This is a genomic window from Psychroflexus lacisalsi (genome assembly GCF_020164495.1).
Taxonomy (GTDB): domain Bacteria; phylum Bacteroidota; class Bacteroidia; order Flavobacteriales; family Flavobacteriaceae; genus Psychroflexus; species Psychroflexus lacisalsi.
This window is the reverse complement of the sequence record NZ_JAIQYZ010000001.1, coordinates 988,974-1,009,957: the sequence shown is the minus strand read 5'-3', so window position 1 is coordinate 1,009,957 and position 20,984 is coordinate 988,974. Positions and strand designations below refer to the sequence as shown.

General features: G+C 35.9%; 22 protein-coding genes. 9 read left to right on the top strand and 13 right to left on the bottom strand.

Features of this window, described 5'->3' with window-relative positions; all coding sequences use genetic code 11:
- Positions 1 to 10 precede the first annotated feature (10 nt).
- The 3 genes from mltG to dapF are packed head-to-tail and all read right to left on the bottom strand — an operon-like array spanning position 11 to position 2,349.
- Positions 11 to 1,054, bottom strand: coding sequence for an endolytic transglycosylase MltG (mltG, locus tag LB449_RS04745; protein ID WP_224453925.1), 1,044 nt, complete (start codon positions 1,052 to 1,054; stop codon positions 11 to 13).
- Entirely contained in the window at positions 1,044 to 1,571 is a 528-nt protein-coding gene (locus LB449_RS04740) for a GNAT family N-acetyltransferase (protein ID WP_224453924.1), read from the bottom strand. The genes mltG and LB449_RS04740 overlap by 11 nt, the downstream gene beginning before the upstream one ends.
- The gene (gene dapF / locus LB449_RS04735; RefSeq protein WP_224453923.1) at positions 1,558 to 2,349 is read right to left on the bottom strand and encodes a diaminopimelate epimerase; all 792 of its coding nucleotides are present in this window, start codon (positions 2,347 to 2,349) and stop codon (positions 1,558 to 1,560) included. The genes LB449_RS04740 and dapF overlap by 14 nt, the downstream gene beginning before the upstream one ends.
- Before the next feature lie 125 nt (positions 2,350 to 2,474).
- Between dapF and LB449_RS04730 the strand changes: the two genes are divergently transcribed.
- The 4 genes from LB449_RS04730 (at position 2,475) to obgE (ending at position 6,163) form a co-directional block, all read left to right on the top strand.
- The gene (locus LB449_RS04730) at positions 2,475 to 3,881 is read left to right on the top strand and encodes a trypsin-like peptidase domain-containing protein (RefSeq protein ID WP_224453922.1); all 1,407 of its coding nucleotides are present in this window, start codon (positions 2,475 to 2,477) and stop codon (positions 3,879 to 3,881) included.
- A 130-nt stretch (positions 3,882 to 4,011) separates the two neighbouring features.
- Positions 4,012 to 4,551, top strand: a complete 540-nt coding sequence (hpt, locus tag LB449_RS14030; protein ID WP_317196199.1) for a hypoxanthine phosphoribosyltransferase — start codon at positions 4,012 to 4,014, stop codon at positions 4,549 to 4,551.
- Entirely contained in the window at positions 4,544 to 5,116 is a 573-nt protein-coding gene (locus tag LB449_RS14025) for an adenylate kinase (protein ID WP_317196198.1), read from the top strand. Before hpt ends, LB449_RS14025 begins: the two co-directional genes overlap by 8 nt.
- 24 nt (positions 5,117 to 5,140) lie before the next feature.
- Positions 5,141 to 6,163 (top strand): GTPase ObgE, encoded by a 1,023-nt coding sequence (gene obgE, locus LB449_RS04720; RefSeq protein ID WP_224453921.1) that lies wholly within the window; start codon positions 5,141 to 5,143, stop codon positions 6,161 to 6,163.
- Here obgE and LB449_RS04715 read toward each other — a convergent pair.
- On the bottom strand, positions 6,160 to 7,308 hold the full coding sequence (locus LB449_RS04715) for a sensor histidine kinase (protein WP_224453920.1): 1,149 nt from the start codon (positions 7,306 to 7,308) through the stop codon (positions 6,160 to 6,162). The genes obgE and LB449_RS04715 overlap by 4 nt on opposite strands.
- Before the next feature lie 116 nt (positions 7,309 to 7,424).
- Between LB449_RS04715 and LB449_RS04710 the strand changes: the two genes are divergently transcribed.
- Genes LB449_RS04710 through LB449_RS04700 form a run of 3 tightly spaced genes read left to right on the top strand, consistent with a single transcriptional unit; the run spans position 7,425 to position 9,638 of the window.
- Complete coding sequence (locus tag LB449_RS04710; RefSeq protein WP_224453919.1) at positions 7,425 to 8,588, top strand: 5-(carboxyamino)imidazole ribonucleotide synthase; 1,164 nt, start codon at positions 7,425 to 7,427, stop codon at positions 8,586 to 8,588.
- Between the two features lie 2 nt (positions 8,589 to 8,590).
- Entirely contained in the window at positions 8,591 to 9,070 is a 480-nt protein-coding gene (gene purE, locus LB449_RS04705; RefSeq protein WP_224453918.1) for a 5-(carboxyamino)imidazole ribonucleotide mutase, read from the top strand.
- 55 nt (positions 9,071 to 9,125) lie between these two features.
- Entirely contained in the window at positions 9,126 to 9,638 is a 513-nt protein-coding gene (locus tag LB449_RS04700) for a DUF4136 domain-containing protein (protein ID WP_224453917.1), read from the top strand.
- An 88-nt stretch (positions 9,639 to 9,726) separates the two neighbouring features.
- On the opposite strand, the gene LB449_RS04695 is transcribed toward LB449_RS04700, so the two are convergent.
- Genes LB449_RS04695 through pyrR form a run of 8 tightly spaced genes read right to left on the bottom strand, consistent with a single transcriptional unit; the run spans position 9,727 to position 16,621 of the window.
- Positions 9,727 to 10,629, bottom strand: coding sequence for a Ppx/GppA phosphatase family protein (locus LB449_RS04695; RefSeq protein WP_224453916.1), 903 nt, complete (start codon positions 10,627 to 10,629; stop codon positions 9,727 to 9,729).
- A gap of 2 nt (positions 10,630 to 10,631) precedes the next feature.
- Positions 10,632 to 12,704, bottom strand: a complete 2,073-nt coding sequence (gene ppk1, locus LB449_RS04690; protein ID WP_224453915.1) for a polyphosphate kinase 1 — start codon at positions 12,702 to 12,704, stop codon at positions 10,632 to 10,634.
- Positions 12,704 to 13,189 (bottom strand): SixA phosphatase family protein, encoded by a 486-nt coding sequence (locus LB449_RS04685; RefSeq protein ID WP_224453914.1) that lies wholly within the window; start codon positions 13,187 to 13,189, stop codon positions 12,704 to 12,706. Before LB449_RS04685 ends, ppk1 begins: the two co-directional genes overlap by 1 nt.
- Position 13,190: 1 nt before the next feature.
- Positions 13,191 to 13,841 (bottom strand): pyridoxamine 5'-phosphate oxidase, encoded by a 651-nt coding sequence (pdxH, locus tag LB449_RS04680; protein ID WP_224453913.1) that lies wholly within the window; start codon positions 13,839 to 13,841, stop codon positions 13,191 to 13,193.
- A gap of 57 nt (positions 13,842 to 13,898) precedes the next feature.
- Positions 13,899 to 14,807: a ribonuclease Z gene (locus LB449_RS04675; protein ID WP_224454432.1), complete on the bottom strand. Its 909-nt coding sequence runs from the start codon at positions 14,805 to 14,807 to the stop codon at positions 13,899 to 13,901.
- Between the two features lie 4 nt (positions 14,808 to 14,811).
- Positions 14,812 to 15,144: a ribonuclease Z gene (locus tag LB449_RS04670; protein WP_224453912.1), complete on the bottom strand. Its 333-nt coding sequence runs from the start codon at positions 15,142 to 15,144 to the stop codon at positions 14,812 to 14,814.
- Entirely contained in the window at positions 15,134 to 16,072 is a 939-nt protein-coding gene (locus LB449_RS04665; protein WP_224453911.1) for an aspartate carbamoyltransferase catalytic subunit, read from the bottom strand. Before LB449_RS04665 ends, LB449_RS04670 begins: the two co-directional genes overlap by 11 nt.
- Before the next feature lie 9 nt (positions 16,073 to 16,081).
- The gene (gene pyrR / locus LB449_RS04660; protein WP_224453910.1) at positions 16,082 to 16,621 is read right to left on the bottom strand and encodes a bifunctional pyr operon transcriptional regulator/uracil phosphoribosyltransferase PyrR; all 540 of its coding nucleotides are present in this window, start codon (positions 16,619 to 16,621) and stop codon (positions 16,082 to 16,084) included.
- Positions 16,622 to 16,759: 138 nt separating this feature from the next.
- On the opposite strand from pyrR, the gene LB449_RS04655 reads away from it, so the two are divergent.
- Positions 16,760 to 17,998 (top strand): Nramp family divalent metal transporter, encoded by a 1,239-nt coding sequence (locus tag LB449_RS04655; RefSeq protein ID WP_224453909.1) that lies wholly within the window; start codon positions 16,760 to 16,762, stop codon positions 17,996 to 17,998.
- Positions 17,999 to 18,092: 94 nt separating this feature from the next.
- On the opposite strand, the gene dnaK is transcribed toward LB449_RS04655, so the two are convergent.
- Complete coding sequence (gene dnaK / locus LB449_RS04650) at positions 18,093 to 20,003, bottom strand: molecular chaperone DnaK (protein WP_224453908.1); 1,911 nt, start codon at positions 20,001 to 20,003, stop codon at positions 18,093 to 18,095.
- 173 nt (positions 20,004 to 20,176) lie between these two features.
- Here dnaK and LB449_RS04645 point away from each other — a divergent pair, with 173 nt between their 5' ends.
- Positions 20,177 to 20,902 (top strand): DUF2490 domain-containing protein, encoded by a 726-nt coding sequence (locus LB449_RS04645; RefSeq protein ID WP_224453907.1) that lies wholly within the window; start codon positions 20,177 to 20,179, stop codon positions 20,900 to 20,902.
- Positions 20,903 to 20,984: the final 82 nt, after the last annotated feature.

The following is a 20,984-nucleotide window of genomic DNA, read 5'->3' as shown; positions in this document are numbered from 1 at the left end:
AGCTTATAATTTATCTGTAAATCTCCTGCTTGTTTATCCAATTCTGATAAACTCTTGCATTTCTATTATGCTGTGACAAGGTTTTCGCAAATTTATGATACCCTGGATTTTCAGGATCTGCTGCAAAATAGAGATAGTCATGGGTTTCTGCATTGAGAACAGCCTCTATTGAGGACACATCTGGCATAGCGATAAGCCCTGGCGGTACGCCTTTGTATTTGTAGGTATTGTAAGGAGAATCCAATTCTAAATCTTTATAAAGCACTCGTTTTATAGGCGTATCAAAATCCTGATTTTCATTTTGAATTGCAAAAATAACCGTTGGATCTGCCTGTAATTTCATGCCTTTTTTCAATCTGTTGAGATAGACACCAGCAACTTTTGGTCGTTCTTCTACTCTAGCTGTTTCTTTTTGGACTATTGCCGCCAAAGACATCACTTGAACAGACGTAAGATTTACCTTATCTGCTTTAGCGACTCGCGTCTCATTCCAGTATTCGTTATAATAATTCACCATTCGATCCCGAAACTCCTCCCCTGACGTATTCCAATAAAATTCATAGGTATTTGGAATATAATATTTCATGCTTTCCAGTGGTGTGGTATTCATTGATGCTAGGAATTCGTCAGAAGTCATTGCTTGCAAAACTTGCATACTATCAGCCTCTATCTGTTCAGCGACTCTGCCTGCTAAATTTTCTAACCTGTGCTGGTTATTGAAACTTACTTTTACAGGAACATTCCGTGATCTCAGTGTATTTATTATTTCATTATTATTCATGCCCTTTTTTAACACGAAATGACCAGGCTTCACATTGGACGCATATCCCTTTTTTTTGGCCACAGTAATGAAATTTTCGGTGTCCTTCAGCAAAGGATGTAACTGATTAACCACTTCCTGTAAAGTACTTCCTGTAGAAACATAAACTGATGTTGTATCAGTTTCAAAAGATGTATTAGGTGTGAAAATGACGTTATAGATATAAAGACTTACTCCACCAAGGACAATTAATCCAACAACAGAAGCTGCCACCAATATTTTTTTAATGTACATGATTTATTTTTTGTAATAAATATTCACTTTGGAATTTACCAGAGTTGTATCTCCAGTCTTTTTTCAACCCAACCTCTTCAAATCCAAAGCTTTTAAAGAGCTTCAAACTTCTGGTATTTTCTTCTATAATTGAAGCAAACAATTGGTGCAAATCTAAAATATCAAACGCATAATCTATCATCAACTCCAAAGCTTCAGTACCATAACCCTTGGCCTGATAACCTTCAATAATCAGTATACCCAAACCCGCTCGTTTATTTTTGGGATCAAAGTCGTAAAGGTCAATAAAGCCGATAGGTTGTTTGTTATGAAGCGCAATCACCAATCGCATTTGCTTTACTTCATAAATGTCTTTGTGTGAGTGATCTAAATATTCTTTTAGTATGGGTCTGGAAAAAGGCTGCAGGGTGTCACTTAAATACCAAAGGTCTTCATCATTTTCAACCAACTCCAAAAAATCTAAATCTTCTAGCGTGAGGGCTCTTAATAAAATATGTGTGCTTTTAAGCTTTACCATGATAATCCCCTTCAAAAACAAATGTTGCAGGTCCTTTCAACCAGATATTTTTTACTGCATTAGGGCCTTCAATTTCAAAATCTACCTCTAAGTCACCACCCTTAGTGATGACCTTTACAGGTAACTTATCAATCTTATTTGACATTTTGGCAGTGATTGCTGCAGCTGTAACTCCAGTTCCGCAAGAAAAAGTTTCGTCTTCTACACCTCGCTCATAAGTCCTTACATGCACCATTTCATCCAACACCTGGACAAAATTGACATTTGTGCCTTTTATCCCTTCGTAGTTTGGTAAATTTCTTATTCGTCGACCTTGAGTAAACACATCAAAATCATAAACATCATCTACAAAAGCCACATGATGAGGTGAACCAGTATCTAAAAATGAGGCTTCACGACTTAAATTGACAGTAGGAACATCCGCCATTTTCAAATTAACGACATCGTCTTTTATTATAGCAGAATGAAGTCCGTCAACAGCCTCAAAGGTAGTTTCGGTATCTATAATGCCTAGTTCCTTTGCAAAGGCAACAATACATCTGCCTCCATTACCGCACATGGAACTTTCATTGCCATCTGCATTAAAATACACCATTTTAAAATCACACATTTCCATCGATGATTCCTCCAAAAGTATAAGTCCATCGCCTCCTACACCAAAGCGTCTGTCGCAAAGCTTCTTTATAATTTTGGTATCGTTTTTGAAAACTGAAGATCTGTTATCAATCAAAACAAAATCGTTTCCTGTGCCCTGGTATTTATAAAAATGTAAAGCCATCACTTAGGTTTAGTATCCGCAAATATAGTGAATTAATAAAGGAAGTAAAGGGGTTAAAAATGGGTTAAATACAATTTTGAATTGATAAACTGAAAGTAATTTTAAACATAAAATAATAAGTTCTTATGAAGAAAAATGTTCAATTAATATCGATTGCATTATTCGCCAGTGTACTCAGTATAGGCGGTTACAAGTTTTTTGAAGAAGAATCCAAAACTGTAAGCCAAGACTATGAAATTCCATGGCAAAAAGAAAATGTAAATGCAACTTCTCACTTAGCTTCCTATAGTGAAGAACCCTCTGAATTGAATTTTACTGAGGCTGCAAAAAAAACAGTAAATGCAGTGGTTCACGTAAAAAACGTAACTACTTATAGACAATCCAGAAGTCCTTTTGACTATAGCTACGGGAGCGGAGAAACAAGAAAAGCAATAAGGGGAGCTGGATCTGGAGTTATCCTAAGCCCAGATGGACTTATCGTAACCAACAATCACGTTATTGATGGAGCTTCTGAAGTTCAAGTCACTCTCAATGACAACAAAACTTATGTTGCCGAAGTCCTTGGAACCTCACCGGATAACGATATCGCCCTCTTGAAGATTGATGCTACCGAATTGGACTTTTTGATTTTTGGTGATTCCAATGAGGTCCAAGTTGGTGAATGGGTTTTAGCTGTTGGTAATCCATTCAACCTTACATCTACTGTTACTGCAGGAATTATAAGTGCAAAAGCAAGAGACCTTGGGAGGTCCGATAAGAATTTCCAATCTTTCATACAAACAGATGCAGCAGTGAATCCTGGAAATAGTGGAGGTGCTTTAGTGAATACACGCGGCGAACTTATTGGTATAAATACTGCCATCACTTCTCAGACAGGTTCTTTTATAGGTTATTCTTTTGCTATCCCTAGTAACAATGCCAAAAAGATTGTTGAGGATTTAATTGAATTTGGAAACGTAAGAAGAGCAATTTTAGGAGTAAGAGGTAGCGACCTGAATAGTATGATCGCTAAAGAATTAGATATAGAGAACTCGCAAGGATTTTACATCACCAATGTTGACCCGGAAAGCGGAGCAAAAGAAGCTGGATTGGAAAAAGGTGACATCATCAAATTTATAGATGATATTAAGATTAGAAAGTTTGCGGATATGACTGGTTATTTAAATTCAAAAAATCCTGGAGAAACGGTTGAAATAACCTACTTAAGGGACAATGTTGAGCGAAAAACTGATGTTACTCTAGATATCTTTAAAGTATACCGCATTGAAGATCTCGGTGTAGAAGTAACGGAAATTTCAGAAGAAGATTTGAAAAAATATGGAGCAGAATCTGGAGTTCTTATTCATAGAGTATTGTCCGATAGTTTTACCAAAAGCGACATTAGTGGTCTATTAATCACTAAAATAAATGAAAAAGAAGTGAATTCTATTGATGACGTAAAAACTATTATCAATAATAAAGATTCCAAGGATCCAATGCTAGTCACTTTCTTAAGTCCAAATGGACAAGAGAAGACCTACGTATTCAGGTAAAATCACTCTTGATTTTGAAAATTTAAACCTCCAAAGTTTGAGCATAAACTTGGGAGGTCTTATTTTAGTTTTATGAGTATCTTTTATAGTTTTTGAATCCTTATATTTGCGATTCATAAAATTTATGAAAATGGTGAAGCTTCATGATTTGGAATTCGAACCCTATCTTGATCAGAATACATTACAAGAATCTATAAAAAGCCTTGCAAAACAGATTGCTGCAGACTACGATTCTAAAACGCCAGTTTTTTTGGGAATACTTAATGGTGCTTTCATGTTTTTATCTGATTTGATGAAATATTATGAAGGCGATTGTGAAGTTAATTTCACTAAACTAGCTTCTTATGAAGGTACTTCATCAACAGGTCAAGTCAATACGCTACTAGGGGCTGGTAATCTGAAAGGAAGGGACGTTATTGTCGTGGAAGATATTGTCGATACTGGCAATACTCTGGAGCACATTGTCGAAGTTCTTAAAAATGAAGGAGTTGCCTCCTACAAGATTGTAAGCTTATTTTTTAAACCTGAAGCTTACAAAAAATCTCTCAATATAGATTACATTGGATTGGAAATACCAAACAAATTTATTGTGGGTTACGGTTTGGATTACAACGGATTAGGAAGAAACATTTCTGAAATATATCAACTAAAATCAAAGCTCAATGATTAATATAGTGTTATTTGGTCCTCCGGGGGCAGGCAAGGGAACTCAAGCTGAAAATCTTAAAGAAAAATATAATCTAAAACACATTTCTACTGGAGATTTGTTTAGATACAATATCAAAAATAAAACTGAACTTGGTCAACTAGCTAAATCCTACATGGATAAAGGTGATTTGGTACCAGACGAAGTGACCATCAAAATGTTGAATGCTAAAGTTGAAGAACACCTCGACAGCAAAGGATTCATTTTTGACGGTTTCCCAAGAACTAAAGCTCAAGCTGAATCTTTAAACGAATTGATGGAATCCAAGGGTTCTCAAATCAATGCTATGATAGCCTTGGAAGTACCAGATGAAGTTTTGGTCGAGCGTCTTTTGGAACGCGGAAAAACTTCTGGCAGGAAGGACGATGCCAATGAAGATATTATTCGCAATAGAATAAAAGTGTATTATGGGGAAACTGAAGTCCTCAAAGAATTTTACAAAAAAGAAGATAAATACTATGGTGTAGATGGTGTAGGTTCCATTCCGGAAATTACAGCTCGCATCAGTAAGGTTATAGATTCTTTATAAAACTAAAGCATTTAGCTTAATACTATGACAGAAGGAAACTTTGTAGATTACATCAAACTCCATTTAAAATCTGGAAACGGCGGAAAAGGTTCCGCTCACCTGAGAAGGGAAAAATATATTCCAAAAGGGGGTCCTGACGGTGGTGATGGTGGTCGCGGTGGTCATGTCATTTTTAAGGCTAACAAGGATTTGTGGACTCTTTTCCATTTAAAATTTAAAAGGCATATAAAAGCTACCCATGGTGAACATGGAAGCAAACAAACAAGTACTGGTGCAGACGGAGAAGACCAATATATAGAAGTTCCTCTTGGAACAGTTTTTAGAGATACCGACACAAACGAAGTCATCAAAGAAATGACTGAGCATGATGAAGAGTATATTGTCGTGGAAGGGGGAATGGGTGGAAAAGGAAATGCTCATTTTAAAAGCTCCACAAATCAAACACCACGGTTTGCACAACCAGGAATTCCAGGACAAGAAAAAGACATAACTCTTGAACTAAAACTTCTAGCAGATGTTGGTCTCGTAGGTTTTCCAAATGCAGGTAAATCCACCTTACTTTCTGTAATAACTGCTGCTAAACCTAAGATTGCTAACTACGAGTTTACAACACTAAAACCCAATCTTGGAATTGTTCAATACAGAGATTACAAAACGTTTGTTGTGGCAGATATCCCTGGTATTATCGAAGGAGCTGCCGAAGGAAAAGGTTTGGGTTATCGATTTTTAAGACATATTGAAAGAAATTCAACTTTGTTATTCCTTATTCCTGCAGATGCTCCAAGCGTCAAAGAGCAATATGAAATCCTGCTTGACGAATTACGACGTTATAATCCAGAACTTCTAGACAAGTCGAGGGTGATTGCAATTTCAAAAGCAGATTTACTCGATGACGAACTCAAGACTGAATTAGCCGAAGAAATAGAAGATGCGTTTGATGGTATTCCTCACGTCTTCATTTCCTCTGTTGCACAGCAAGGCTTACAACCATTAAAAGATTTGCTATGGAAAACTCTAAATGAGGATAAACACAAAGTTGAAAATTAGTTTTTAGGCAATTTAATTTCGAAGACCGTACCAGATTCTGAAGAACTGGATAATACTTTGATTTTTCCAGAGTGGTAATCTTCAATAATTCGCTTGGAAAGCGATAATCCCAAACCCCAACCGCGTTCCTTAGTAGAATAGCCAGGCTGAAAGATGGTTTTAAATTTTGAGGATGGAATTCCCTTTCCCGTATCGCTAACATGAATTTTGAAATAATTTTTATCTTCAAAAAGAGAAATTTTTAAATCTCCACGACCTTTCATAGCATCTATTGCATTTTTTGTAAGATTTTCTATAGTCCAGCTCAGTAAAGTTGGGTTCAATTTACACTTAAAGTCTTCTTCGGGTAATTCTATTGAAAATTGGATGAGCTTAGAACTTCTGTCTTTTAAATAGTTAAATGAATTTTCTACGGCTTTATTAAGGCTAGAAACCTCCAATGTAAGTTTTGAGCCTACTTTAGAGAATCGTTCAGTTATCGTTTTAAGTCTGTCGATATCTTTTTCGATATCAAGAATATATTCAGGATTGACATTTTCTGATCTTAAAATTTCCATCCAGCCAACCAAAGAGGATAGCGGAGTGCCTATTTGGTGTGCCGTTTCTTTTGCCATACCTGCCCAAAGCTTGTTTTTTTCACTGTTTTTTGCGGTTACATAATACAGATAAATGAGCCCAAGCAAAAGAAAAATAATTAGCAATAAAATAAACGGGTAGTATTTGATTTTTGTGAGAATCGAAGAGTCTCCATAGTACAAATATTGCTTTCCGGCTTCCCCTAAATCTATGATTATTGGCTGATTTTGATTTTTGATAGATTCAAAATACTGTCTCAATCTCAATGAATCACTTGTAATTGTCTCCGGAATATTATTGACCTCTTGAAATCCATTGGAGTCATTGACGATAAACATAGGAATATCATTTATCGTGTTTAATATTTCCAGTTCCAAATTGAGATCCTGCTCCTCCCCTGCCTTATTGACTGAGGCTTGTGCTGAGGACCAAATTCTCATTTTCTCTCGTTCTTCATTCTTCACCCCTTCATAAAAAACAGAGATATTCCAAACCACAACGCCTATGACAATAATAGAAGTGAAAAGAATAAAAAGCCTAACATTGACGGTATTCTCGAAAAATTTCATGAAGAATGGTTTATACAATAATAATGAAATCTAAACTGCTTTACTATAAACTTTTCAAAGTTGAAATTATTTTAAAAATAGTACACAACAGTATTTAAATCTGTTATTTTTGTCTGATGACACATTATTTTTCTTCGGATTTTAAATTAGGAATTTTAGGGGGTGGTCAACTGGGCAAAATGATGCTTTACGACACACGGAAATTTGATATCCAAACCTTTGTAATGGACCCCAATCCTGAGGCTCCATCGAGGATTTCTAGCAATCATTTTGAAGTTGGAAGTCTTATGGATTACGACAAGGTCATGGCTTTTGGAAAAAAAGTGGATCTCCTTACATTTGAAATTGAATCCGTTAATGTTAAAGCACTAGAAGACCTGGAAGCTTTAGGTAAAAAGGTGTATCCATCAGCGGCTACCTTACAAAAAATTCAAAATAAAGCTACACAAAAAAGTTTTTACGACCACAACCAGATCCCAACAGCTGAATTTCAAATTTTCTCTGACTTAAGTGCTCTCAAAAAAGCAACTTCAACCGGAAGTATAAATTTCCCGTTCGTATGGAAAAGTGCCACCGGAGGTTACGATGGTAAAGGCGTAAGTGTTATAAAATCTGAGGAGGCTATCCATAACCTTCCAGATGTGGAATGCATTGTAGAAGATTTGGTGGATTTTAAAACTGAAATAGCAGTCATAGTCTCGAGAAGTGTTTCTGGTGAAATCAAATCCTATCCCGTGGTGGAAATGGAGTTTCATCCTGAAGCAAATCAGGTAGAATATGTACTTTGTCCTGCGAGAATCAGTGAAAATGTAGCTAAAAAAGCCAGAAAACTAGCCCAAAAAGTTTCCAGTAAATTCGAACATGTTGGACTACTGGCGATTGAGATGTTTGTCACAAAAACTGATGATATTCTTGTCAATGAAGTTGCTCCAAGGCCACATAATAGCGGCCATTTCAGCATCGAAGGGAGTTTCACAAATCAATTTGAACAACACCTAAGAGCAATTCTAGACCTACCCTTGGGAAGCACAGAAAGTAAAACGAATGCTGTAATGGTAAATTTGGTAGGTGACGAAAATCATACTGGAGATGTTTTTTATAAAGGTATTGAAGAAATCATGGCTCTGCCGGGAGTTACTCCGCACATCTACGGAAAACGAGAAACACGTCCGTTCAGAAAAATGGGACATGTGAACATTATACATTCAGACATAAGCGAGGCAAGAGCTATCGCTGAAACTGTAAAGTCAAAAATTAAGGTCATATCCAAAAAATCCTGATTATGAATAAAGTTGCAATCATCATGGGAAGTAAGAGTGATCTCCCGGTCATGCAAGATGCTATAGATATATTGAAAGAATTTGGAATCGACTTAGAAGTTGATATCATATCTGCTCATAGAACTCCAGAATACATGATGGATTTTGGAAAAAATGCACATAAAAATGGTATTGATGTCATTATAGCTGGTGCTGGTGGAGCAGCGCATTTACCTGGTATGGTAGCTTCAATTACTCCTCTTCCTGTTATTGGTGTTCCCGTAAAATCCAGCAATTCTATAGATGGATGGGATTCTATTTTATCTATTTTACAAATGCCTGGTGGTGTCCCTGTTGCCACAGTTGCCTTAAACGGAGCAAAAAACGCAGGAATACTTGCAGCGCAAATACTTGGTGTGAAAGATGAAGCGATACAAAATAAAGTTCTTGAGTATATGAATGAACTTAAAGATAAAGTTCAAAAAATGAGAGAAGACCTTTAATGTTTAGCTAAAAAGGATTTCTTATTGGAATCTAATTTATAAATTTCAAATAAAAATGAAAGCAAGTCTTAGTCTAATATTACTTTCGGTACTACTGGTATCCTGTAATTCCCCTAAAGTCTTCACAGATTACGCCTCCGACGTTGATTTTGATGAATATAAAAATTTTGCGTTTTATGCTATTGAAAATTCTGGATTGTCACAACTTGACGAAGACAGAGTTTATATCACTATACAAGATACACTGACTGCAAAAGGCTTTAAAGAAAAATTAATTCCAGATTTTAAAGTCAATTTTTATGCTGAAGTATTCAATCGAACCTCCAACAGTAATTTTGGCATTGGAATAGGTGGTTATAATGGGGGAATAGGTGGAACCGTATCTCCTCAAAATACAAAACGCAGTATTGCGTTGACTGTTGAATTTGCAGATGGCCTCACCAATGATTTATTCTGGCAAGGTGTAGTTGAAGCAAATTTCAATGAGAATTTGAAAGGAAAAGAACGAGAAGAATTTTTTAGAATTCTTGTAGGCAAAGTATTGGAAAAATATCCACCTGAAAAATAATGGCATAATCAATTATTTAATGCCAGGTGTTAAGATTTATTAATAGATCTTTAATAATCGCCTCTTTGAAATTACATCAAGCTTTTATCTAAGCTTTAACCAATTTCATATTCTGATAGAGTGATTTTATAATCCCGTCAACCAAACCAATTTTAGGCACATGTACAGATTTTGATTTACTCCATTTCATAGCTGATAAATAAATCTTGGTCGCAGGAATAATCACATCTGCTCTGTCTTCATTTAGACTTAATTCAGAAATACGTTCTTCAAAAGTAAGAGAGTTTAAGAGCTGGTAATATGAGCTCAGGTAGAAGTAAGATAGAGGTTTCCCAAGCTTTTTGTTGCTAGACTTAAAGATATTATTGATATTTCCTCCAGAACCAACCATTTCAATTCTTGAATAGGGCTTGGTTATGTCTTTTATCCACTGCTCAGCTTCACTCCAGACTTCTTCTGTAATTGTATTGTTTAATATCCTAACAGTACCAAGTTTGAAAGATTTAGATTCAATAGTTTTTCCTTCAGAAAATAAAGTAAACTCAGTACTTCCGCCACCTACATCAACATACAGATAAGTTTTATTGTTATCTACCAGAGTATGTAAATCTGTAGCTGCTATGATAGAGGCTTCATCAGAACCATCTATAATTTCGATATCTATTTTGCATTCGGAAGCAATTTTCTCTGCCACTGCTTTTCCATTTTTAGCATCTCTCATGGCAGATGTTGCGCAGGCTCTGTAAGCATCAATTCTGTGAGATTTCATCAAAAGACTGAAAGCCTTCATGGTATCAATCATTCGTTCTGTGCTCTCATCTGATATATAAGATTTTGTAAACACATCCTGCCCAAGTCGTATAGGAACTCTAACTAACGATGTTTTTTTAAAAGTTACTGGTTTGTTATCTGGCTCCGTTACTGTAGAAATTAGTAATCGCACAGCATTGGAACCAATATCAATTGCAGCAAATTTTTTGATGGATAGCATATTTATTGTTTATTATCTATTGATTTAAGTTTCTGTTTATAGTAGTTGTAGGTTTCAAACTGACTTCTAAAATCTTCACCCTCTTTTTTCCTGTAAGAGTTATCTTCTTTGGAAGCAAAATCTCTAGCTTTTACATTGTCTTTCCAGCAAATTTCAAAAGTTTCAATAAGTTCTTGCTTTATATCATCATCGTATATAGGACAGGTGACTTCCACACGATGATCTATATTTCTGGTCATCCAGTCTGCAGAAGAGATGAACACTTTTGGATGCTCTTCATTTTCAAAAATATAAAGTCGAGGATGCTCTAAAAATTTATCAACAATGCTTATAGATTGTATGTTTTCACTCATCCCTTTTACTTCCGGAATAAGACAATTAATTCCTCTTACTATCAACCTTATCTTCACTCCTGCTCTACTAGCTTCGTACAGCTTATCTATCATTCCATAATCAGACAAGCTATTCATTTTAATGGAAATTCCAGACTTCTTACCAGCTTTACAATTGAAAATTTCCTGATCAATCAAATCTGAAAATTTTGATCGGGTATAATGGGGTGACACTATAAGATGTTTATATCTTTTGATTTTATAATTGACTTCAAAAAAATCAAAGACTTTTTCAATATCCTTTAGTACACCTTGGTGAGCTGTAAACAGTGTATAATCGGTGTAAATTTTGGCGGTAATTTCATTAAAATTACCTGTGCTAATAAATCCGTAGTACTTTATCTTTTGATTTTCTAGACGCTCAATAACACAAGTCTTACAGTGCACTTTTAGTCCTGTGACTCCAAAGATAAGTTTCACGCCTTCGCGTTCCATCTTCTCCGCATACTTAATGTTGTTTGCCTCATCAAAACGTGCCTGCAGCTCAATGGAAACCGTTACGCGCTTACCGTTCTTTGCTGCATTAATAAGTGAACTGGCAATATGTGAAACCGCCGCTAATCTGTAGATGGTAATTTTTATGGATTTGACCTTTGGATCCAAGGCGGCCTCACGAAGGAATTTTACTGTGTAAGAAAAGGTTTGATACGGTGTGTACTGAAGGTAGTCCTTTTTTGAAATTTTCTCCAGCAAGCTTCCTTGAATTTCCAATCCTGGAATTGGCAAAGGTTCAATTTTATCGTATAGCAAATGTTTAGCTCCAAGATCCGGAAAGTTCATATAATCACGTCTGTTGTGATATTTTCCTCCTGGTATTAAACTATCAGTGGTATCAATTTCCATTTTCTTCAAAAGAAAATCTAAAGTATCCTGCTCTATTTCCTTATCGTAAACAAAACGCACGGGATCTCCTTCAATTCTATCCTTTACACTTTCCATCAACTTCTCGATGTAACTTTTACTAAGGTCACCTTCAAGATCTAATTCTGCGTCTCTGGTTATTTTGACCATATGCGCTGAAATGCTTGTATAATCAAAAATATTGAAAATGACATCTAAATTATACCGGATTAAATCATCTAGCAATATGATGTACTTTTTTTGATCTGTTGATGGAATAACTACAAAACGTTCAATACTTGAAGGGATTTCAATCAAAATATACCGATTTGTAAGTCGGTCTTTTTCAAATTGTACCATCTTAACAGCCAAGTAAGCTTTTGAATCTTTTAAATTGGGAACTTTATCAATATCATTTAACATGATAGTGACCAATGCGGGACTCACCTTTTGAAGGAAAAATTCCTTTAAAAATTTAGCCTGTTCTGAAGTAACCTCGTTTTCATCTATGACAAAAATATCATGATCCTTTAACTGCTCTTGTATAGAGTCTAAAATCTCTAAGCTCTCCGCTTGCTTCTTGATAACTATTTGAGTGATTTCCTTTAGCAAACGTCCAGCGTTGAAACCCCCTAAAACTTTTTTACCTGCTTTCCCAGCCAAATCAATACGCTTTACTGTAGCGTACCTCACTTTAAAAAATTCATCTAAATTATTGGAGAAAATGCCTAAAAACCTAAGTCTCTCAATAAGTGGTACACTTGGATCTGCAGCTTCCTGAAGAACGCGTTGATTGAATTTCAACCAACTTAATTCTCTGTTACCATATTTATTTTCTCGCATTAGCGTAAATTTTTTGGGAATAAGTATAAATGGGTTTCCCCTTTCTGAATTTGATTCCAGGATTCGATTTCAAAGATAATACTCACCAATCCTGTTGTAGGTAGATTTTCAATTGGCAGACTACCAAGCCTATTGACCAATTCTGTATAAGCGGGATTATGACCAAATAACATTACATTATCCAGACCATCGTCAATATTTCGAATAAACTGAAGAACCTCATCAGAATCGAAAGTATACAATTGCGGGATGACATGAAAATGTTGATCTTCAATATTTAGTTGATTTTTGAATAGCTTGGCTGTTGTCACTGACCGAGTTGCCGGGCTTGAGAATACTTCAGGAGAAAAATCCAAGTAAGCTTTGAAGGTAGAGATGACATGGTCTGCATCTTCATAAGCACGTTTTTTCAGTTCTCTTTCTTTATCTTCAACAGGAGATTCCCAAGATGACTTACCGTGTCTTACAAAAATTAGTCGCTTCATATCAGGGAGCTAAACGTTCAATCTTCCAGTCGTACTCAGAGTCAGATTTTGTAAATTGAAACCTGTCATGAAGTCTGTTTGGACGACCTTGCCAGAATTCAATAGATTCTGGTCTTACCAGAAATCCACCCCAATTCTCTGGGCGAGGAACTTCTTTGTCGGCATATTTCTTTTCTAAAGCTTCCAATTCATCTTCCAATACTTTTCGGTTTTTGATGACGCTGCTTTGATTGGAAACCAAAGCGCCTAGCTGGCTGCCTTTTGGCCTGGATGCAAAATAATTGTTTGAGACCTCCTCAGAAACCTTTTCAGCTTTACCTTTTATGATCACCTGCCGTTCTGTGTTTGGCCAGAAAAAGGACAAACACGTATGTGGATTATTCAAAAGAGCTTTTCCTTTTTCACTTTCATAATTAGTATAAAAAACAAAGCCATTTTCATCGTATGATTTCAGAAGTACAACGCGGCTTTTAGGGAAACCATCTTCACCAATTGTCGAAACTGTCATCGCATTAGCTTCATCCAAACCTCCAAATTTTTCGACATCATAAAACCAACTTCTGAATTGTTGAATTGGATTTTCATCTAAATTCTCACGAATCAGACTAGATTTTTCATAGGATTTTCTATAACCATGTAGTTTATTTTCCATGTTAGCAAATTAAAAAATAATAGCTTCAGAAGCAATTGAATTCAGAAAAGATTGAAACTATTCGTACCTGAAAATTTTACCAGTTTCTGCATTCTCTGCATTATCAAAAACGACTTTTGCTTCTTCTTCAAATAAGGATAAATTCTTATACCGAGCAGAAAAATGCCCCAAAATTAATTTTTGAGCACCAGCTTTTTGGGCGATAATTCCCGCTTGTTTTGCAGTAGAATGTTTTGTTTTATCACACAAATGTTCTTGATCTTCCAAAAAAGTAGATTCGTGATAAAGTAAAGTCACACCCTTAATCTGTGATACAATGTCCGGCTTGAAAACCGTATCACTACAAAAAGCATAACTAGGAGCTGGTTTGGGATCTTCTGTTAGTTCTCCGTTTTTAATAAGTTGACCCGACTTGGTCATTACATCTTTACCTTTCACAATACTCTTGTAATACACCTTATCAATGTCTAGATTCTGAACTTTGTCAATTAACAGTTTTCTATCTCCAGGCTTAGCTTTGAACAGAAATCCATTGGTGTAAATTCTATGTTTTAGCGGAATAGTTTCAACAGTAAGTTTATCGTTGTCGAGAATCAATTCAGGCTTACTTGAATCCAACTGATGAAATGTCAAAGGATAAGAAGTAAAAGCATGACTAAGTTTGAGTTGAAGTTTGATAATTTCCTCCAAACCTTGTGGAGCATAGATATGTAGTTCTGCAGTTCTGCTCAATAAACTGAATGTAGATAGCAAACCAATCAGTCCAAAGTAATGATCCCCATGTAAATGAGAAATGAAAATATGACTAATGCGAGAAAATTTTACTTTATACTTTCTCAAGCGAACTTGCGTTCCTTCCCCACAATCGATGAGCATGAGTTCTCCATTGATATCCAAAACTTGGGAAGTAGGGTGTGCATTTGCCCTTGGCGTTGCAGAATGACAACCTAAGATGGTGAGTTGCATCATATCAAAATCCCAAATCGCGTTCAATTTCTTCAAGACCAATTAAATCTTCTGCTTCTTGATAGGTCGGTACGACATGGATTTCTTCTGGCACTGCATCGATATTTATGGTATCGTTCACAATAACCAAAGATTTCTTTCCCTTCCTATGAGCAAAAGAGAGCTTTAGAAACATCAAAAGTTGATCTAATTTTAACTCACCGTATTTCTGAATATCAATAACAACATTTTGATCTTTGAATCGATCCTGTATTCTTGTGAGGTAATTTGCGAAATCTTCTACATCGTCTTTTTCGTCACTAAGGATTATATAGTTATCTTTTTCTTCAGTTTTCATAGTTTTTGATTTTTGAAGCTAGTAAATACATCACAGCCATTCGAATAGCAACTCCATTTTCTACTTGATTGAGAATAATCGAATGTTCAGAGTCTGCCACATCACTTGTGATTTCTACACCTCTATTAATTGGGCCAGGGTGCATTATTGTAATTGGCTTGCTTAAAGTTTCCAATAAAGTTTTATTGACACCATATTGCTGGACATATTCTCTAGTACTTGGAAAATAAGAATGTTCCATGCGCTCATGCTGAACTCTTAACATATTTGCAATATCACACCATTCCAGGGCTTTGATCAAGTTGGACTCAACTTTCACACCTAGACTTTCAATGTGTTTTGGCATCAGAGAATTGGGGCCACAAACTTTTACTTCTGCACCTAGCTTTTTAAGTGCAAAAATATTGCTCAGGGCTACTCTGGAATGCATTATATCTCCAACTATCACTATTTTTTTGCCTGATATATCTCCATATTTTTCTCTTATTGAAAAAACATCCAGGAGTGCTTGTGTAGGATGTTCATGGGCGCCATCACCTGCATTAACGATACTTGCGTTGACGTGCTTGGAAAGAAAAACTCCAGCACCGGGATTGGGATGACGCATCACCACCATATCCACTTTCATCGCCAAAATATTATTTACAGTATCTATAAGGGTTTCTCCCTTTGAAACTGAAGAGGACGATGCAGAAAAATTGATAACATCTGCACTCAGCCGTTTTTCTGCCAATTCGAATGATAATCGGGTCCGTGTGCTGTTTTCAAAAAAGAGATTGGCTATGGTAATGTCTCTTAGACTAGGAACTTTTTTAATGGGTCTGTTGATAACTTTTTTAAACTGATCTGCAGTTTCAAAAATAAGATGAAGGTCTTCTGCAGAGAGGTATTTGATTCCTAGTAAATTTGAAACACTAAGTTCTTTCATGGTATAGGGCTAGTTTTTCAATAAATAGATTGCATCCTCTCCATCATTTTCAATCCAGCAAACTTTCACATGTTCATCATTGATAGCATCTACTTTCCTTCCATTATAATCTGGCTGAATGGGCAAATGCCTGCTAAATCGTCTGTCAATAAGCGTCAATAATTCGATTTTGGAAGGTCTTCCAAAAGACTGCAGGGCCGTTAACGCAGAACGTATGCTTCTTCCTGTAAATAGAACGTCATCTATTAGTACGACATGTTTGTTTTCAACGATAAAATCGATATCTGTTTCACTGGCTTTTAAAACCTTGTCTCCACGTCTGAAATCATCCCGATAAAAAGTAATGTCTAGCTTACCGTAATTCAAAGAAGTCAAGCCGTAATCTTTCTTTAGAATGTCATAAAGTCGATTCGCCAAAAAGCTACCTCTGGGCTGAATACCTATGAGTGCAGAATTTTCAAAATTTTTATGATTTTCAACAAGTTGACAAGCTAAACGTTGAAGTATAATATTGATTTCTTTTGCATTAAGAAGCAATTTTTGGCTCATCGTCGAATTTCCTTTGATTCACAAAAGTAATTAAAATTAGCTGTAATGTTAGACAGTAGTTTCAATTTATAATTTGGCTATTAAAATTGTAGTACATTCAAATTATTATAATAAAATTGTTAACTAAAATCTTTGCCTTTGAGGGGTTTATTAAGACATATCGGACCCGGCTTTCTTCTGGCTGGCGCTGCTATTGGAGTTTCACATTTGGTCCAGGCCACACGTGCCGGAGCTGATTATGGAGTAGTTTTGATCTTTGCGATCTTGATTGCTTGTCTTACCAAATATCCGTTTATGGAATTTGGATCCAGATATGCCTCAGCAACAGGAAAAAATCTGATTGACGGCTACAGAACACTTGGACCAGGATATCTAAAAGTTTTTGCATTGATTACCATATCCACCATGTTTATTATCCAAGCTGCAGTCACAATAGTTTCTGCTGGTTTAGCTGAATATCTATTTGAATTTGGCTGGTCAAATTTCACATGGAGTCTTCTTCTGTTGATTTTTTGTATTCTGATTTTATTAATAGGAAAATACAAAAAGCTAGATTTCTTAATGAAGATTGTGATCAGTTTCCTGACGGTTTGCACTCTATTTTCGGTGGTCGTTGCAGCCTTTCAAATAGATTTTTCAAGCATCAGTTTTAATAAATCACCAGAATTATGGACGCTCAGCGGTGTTGGTTTTGTCATAGCCTTAATGGGATGGATGCCAATTCCTATTGATGCTTCGGTCTGGCATTCCATCTGGATACAGGAAAAAGCTTACCAAACTCACCACCAAACCAATTTAAAAGAAGCTGGATTTGATTTTAATTTAGGTTATATCTCAGCCACTTTACTTGGCATTTTGTTTTTCATGATGGGACTTTTTCTCATGAATAACAGCAATATCAGTTTTGCTTCAGGGAGTGTTGCTTTCTCAGGCCAGTTAATTGAAATGTACACTCAAACTTTGGGAGAATGGAGTAGAGTTTTAATTGCGTTTATTGCTTTTGTGACTATGTTTAGCACGACCTTAACGGTGACTGATGCATTTCCGAGAGTGATGTCTAAATTGATACAAAGCGGTAAGCAGAGTCGTAAGGAACAAAAGACCTATCAACTATTTATAATTGTGATTCCAGTGGTAGCACTCGGAATTCTTTATACCCTGAAAAGTACATTTACAGTTTTAGTAGATTTTGCTGCAGGATTGTCATTTCTGGCATCTCCTGTTCTGGCGTGGTTCAATTTGAAATTGATGACAAACAAGAATAATAAAATCATGATCAGCTCAGGCTACTTGCTGTTTTCTAAAGTTTGCTTATTCTTTTTAGTTTGCTTTGGTCTTGGGTATATTGTTTATGAGGTTTTTAATTACTTGGGTTAGTCGTGAGTCAAAATTAATTTCAATACCCAATATAACAAAAAAAGCTACTCACTTTCGTGAGCAGCTTTTCAAACTTAACCAATATCTAATTAAATTATTTAACTTCTTCGAAGTCTACGTCTTCAACGTCACCATCGTCTTTTCCGCTTTTATCTTCAGCATCTGGACCTGGTTGTTGTTCACCTCCGCCGCCTTGAGATTCAGCTTGAGCTTTGTACATTTCTTCTGAGACTGTTTTCCAAGCTTCATTCAATTTATCTAAAGCTGGCGTAATCGTTTCAAGCTCTTTGGTCTCATAAGCTGCTTTCAATTCTTCTAGCGCCTCTTCGATAGGCTTTTTCTTATCATCAGAAATTTTATCTCCAAATTCTTTCATTTGGCTTTCAGTCTGGAAAATCATAGCATCTGCTTCATTTAGCTTATCTACTTTTTCTTTAGACTTTTTATCTGCTTCAGCATTAGCTTCAGCATCTTGCTTCATTTTCTTGATTTCCTCTTCAGTCAATCCAGAAGACGCTTCAATTCTAATGTCTTGAGATTTACCAGAAGCTTTATCTGTAGCACTTACTTTGATGATACCATTGGCATCAATATCGAAAGTTACTTCAATTTGTGGAACACCTCTTTTTGCTGGTGGAATACCGTCTAAGTGAAATCTTCCAATTGTTTTATTATCAGTTGCCATTGGACGTTCACCTTGCAATACGTGTATTTCTACACTTGGCTGGTTGTCTTGAGCAGTTGAAAATACCTGAGATTTTTTAGAAGGAATAGTTGTGTTAGACTCAATCAATTTGGTCATCACACCTCCCATAGTTTCAATACCAAGAGAAAGTGGAGTCACATCAAGTAATAAAACATCTTTTACATCACCAGTTAAAACACCACCTTGAATTCCAGCACCAATTGCTACAACCTCATCAGGGTTTACACCTTTACTTGGTTTCTTACCAAAGAAATCTTCCACAGCTTTCTGCACTGCTGGAATACGAGTTGAACCACCAACTAAAATAACTTCGTCGATATCACTTGTATTCAAACCTGCAGCTTTTAAAGCTTTCTCACACGGCGTGATTGTTCTTTTAACAAGACCTGAAATTAATTGTTCAAATTTTGATCTTGTAAATGTTCTTACCAAGTGCTTAGGTCCGCTTTGCGTTGCTGTAACATATGGTAGGTTAATTTCTGTTGAATTTGAAGAAGATAATTCAATTTTTGCTTTTTCTGCAGCTTCTTTCAATCTCTGAAGTGCCATTGCATCCTTTCTAAGATCAATGTCTTCATCTTTGATAAATTCTTCAGCTAACCAGTCAATGATTACCTCATCGACATCATCACCACCTAAGTGAGTATCACCATCGGTAGCTAGTACTTCAAAAACTCCGTCTCCCAACTCTAGGATGGAGACATCATGTGTACCACCACCAAAGTCAAATACTGCGATTTTTTGATCTTTATCTTTTTTATCAAGACCGTATGCTAAAGCAGCAGCAGTTGGTTCGTTAATAATTCTGCTCACTTTTAACCCAGCAATTTCACCAGCTTCTTTGGTTGCTTGTCTTTGAGAGTCGTTAAAATAAGCAGGAACTGTAATGACTGCTTCAGTCACTTCTTGACCTAAATAATCTTCAGCTGTTTTCTTCATTTTTTGAAGAATCATAGCAGAAAGTTCTTGTGGAGTATACATTCTTCCGTCGATGTCAACACGAGCTGTATCATTTTCACCTTTCACAACTTTGTAAGGTACTCTGCTGACTTCTTTAGTTGACTCAGAATACTTATTTCCCATAAATCTTTTAATAGAGGAAATAGTTTTTTCTGGATTGGTAACTGCCTGACGTTTTGCAGGATCACCTACCTTTATTTCACCATCTTCTACAAAAGCAATAACAGATGGAGTTGTTCTTTTACCTTCAGCATTAGGAATTACTGTTGGCTCATTACCCTCCATTACGGAGACACAAGAGTTGGTTGTTCCTAAATCTATACCTATAATCTTACTCATAATTTTTATTTTTATATTCTTATTATTGTCTTCGCTCAACAAAAGTCAATCTTTATGCCAGCCAACAGAGTGTGACAGCATGTCATAAAAAGATGACACTTGCTATTAGATTTAATTTTATGTTTGAGTAAACACCTATGATTAAAAACTTTATTCTACTATCAATTTGCCTTTTGAGTTACTTTTCTTTTTCTCAAGAGAAAGAAATCATCAATCAGGGGCAATTCTGGACCGGTTACATGACCAGTGCAAGAATTTCTGAAAACTATTCGCTATGGAATGATTTTCATTACGTACCCGATGGTTTTTTTGTAGCGAGGACAGGAATTACACGCTCATTTTTTGAAAAGCTTTATCTCACTGCAGGTTATGCCTATTTGAATATCCCTACAGAAAGCAACGATACTAAATTAAACAGAACCGAACATCGCCCCTGGATGCAGACAGTTGCCAACCACGAGTTAACTGAAAGGTGGACTATGATAAATCGTGTCCGTTATGATATGCGTTACAGGCAAAATTTTGCAAATGGAGAGCTATTAAATGATTTCAACTTCAACCACCGTTTAAGATTACTTATTGGCTTGCGTTACCATTTTGAGAAACAAACGATTTTCTCTGGAACGCCTTATATAAATTTAAGTAACGAAGTTCTGATCAATTTTGGTGAGAACATTATTACAAATCATTTTAACCAGAATAGAACCTGGCTTACGTTAGGTTTACGACTTGAGAATACAAGCTTTCAGGTCGGTTACATGAATCGTTTTGTGAAATTATCTCAAAATCAAAGGTTTGTAAGAAACCATACATTGGTCGTCTGGATTTCCCAACGTTTTGATTTCAGAAAAAAGGAGATTCTTGGCGACGATGATGAACATTTTTATCAAATACCTTAAGAAAAAAAATCTTAAGCTCTCTGTTTAAATTGAACATTCACTAATAAATGTAAAAAAAATCTCCCATCTTTACAGCATTGAT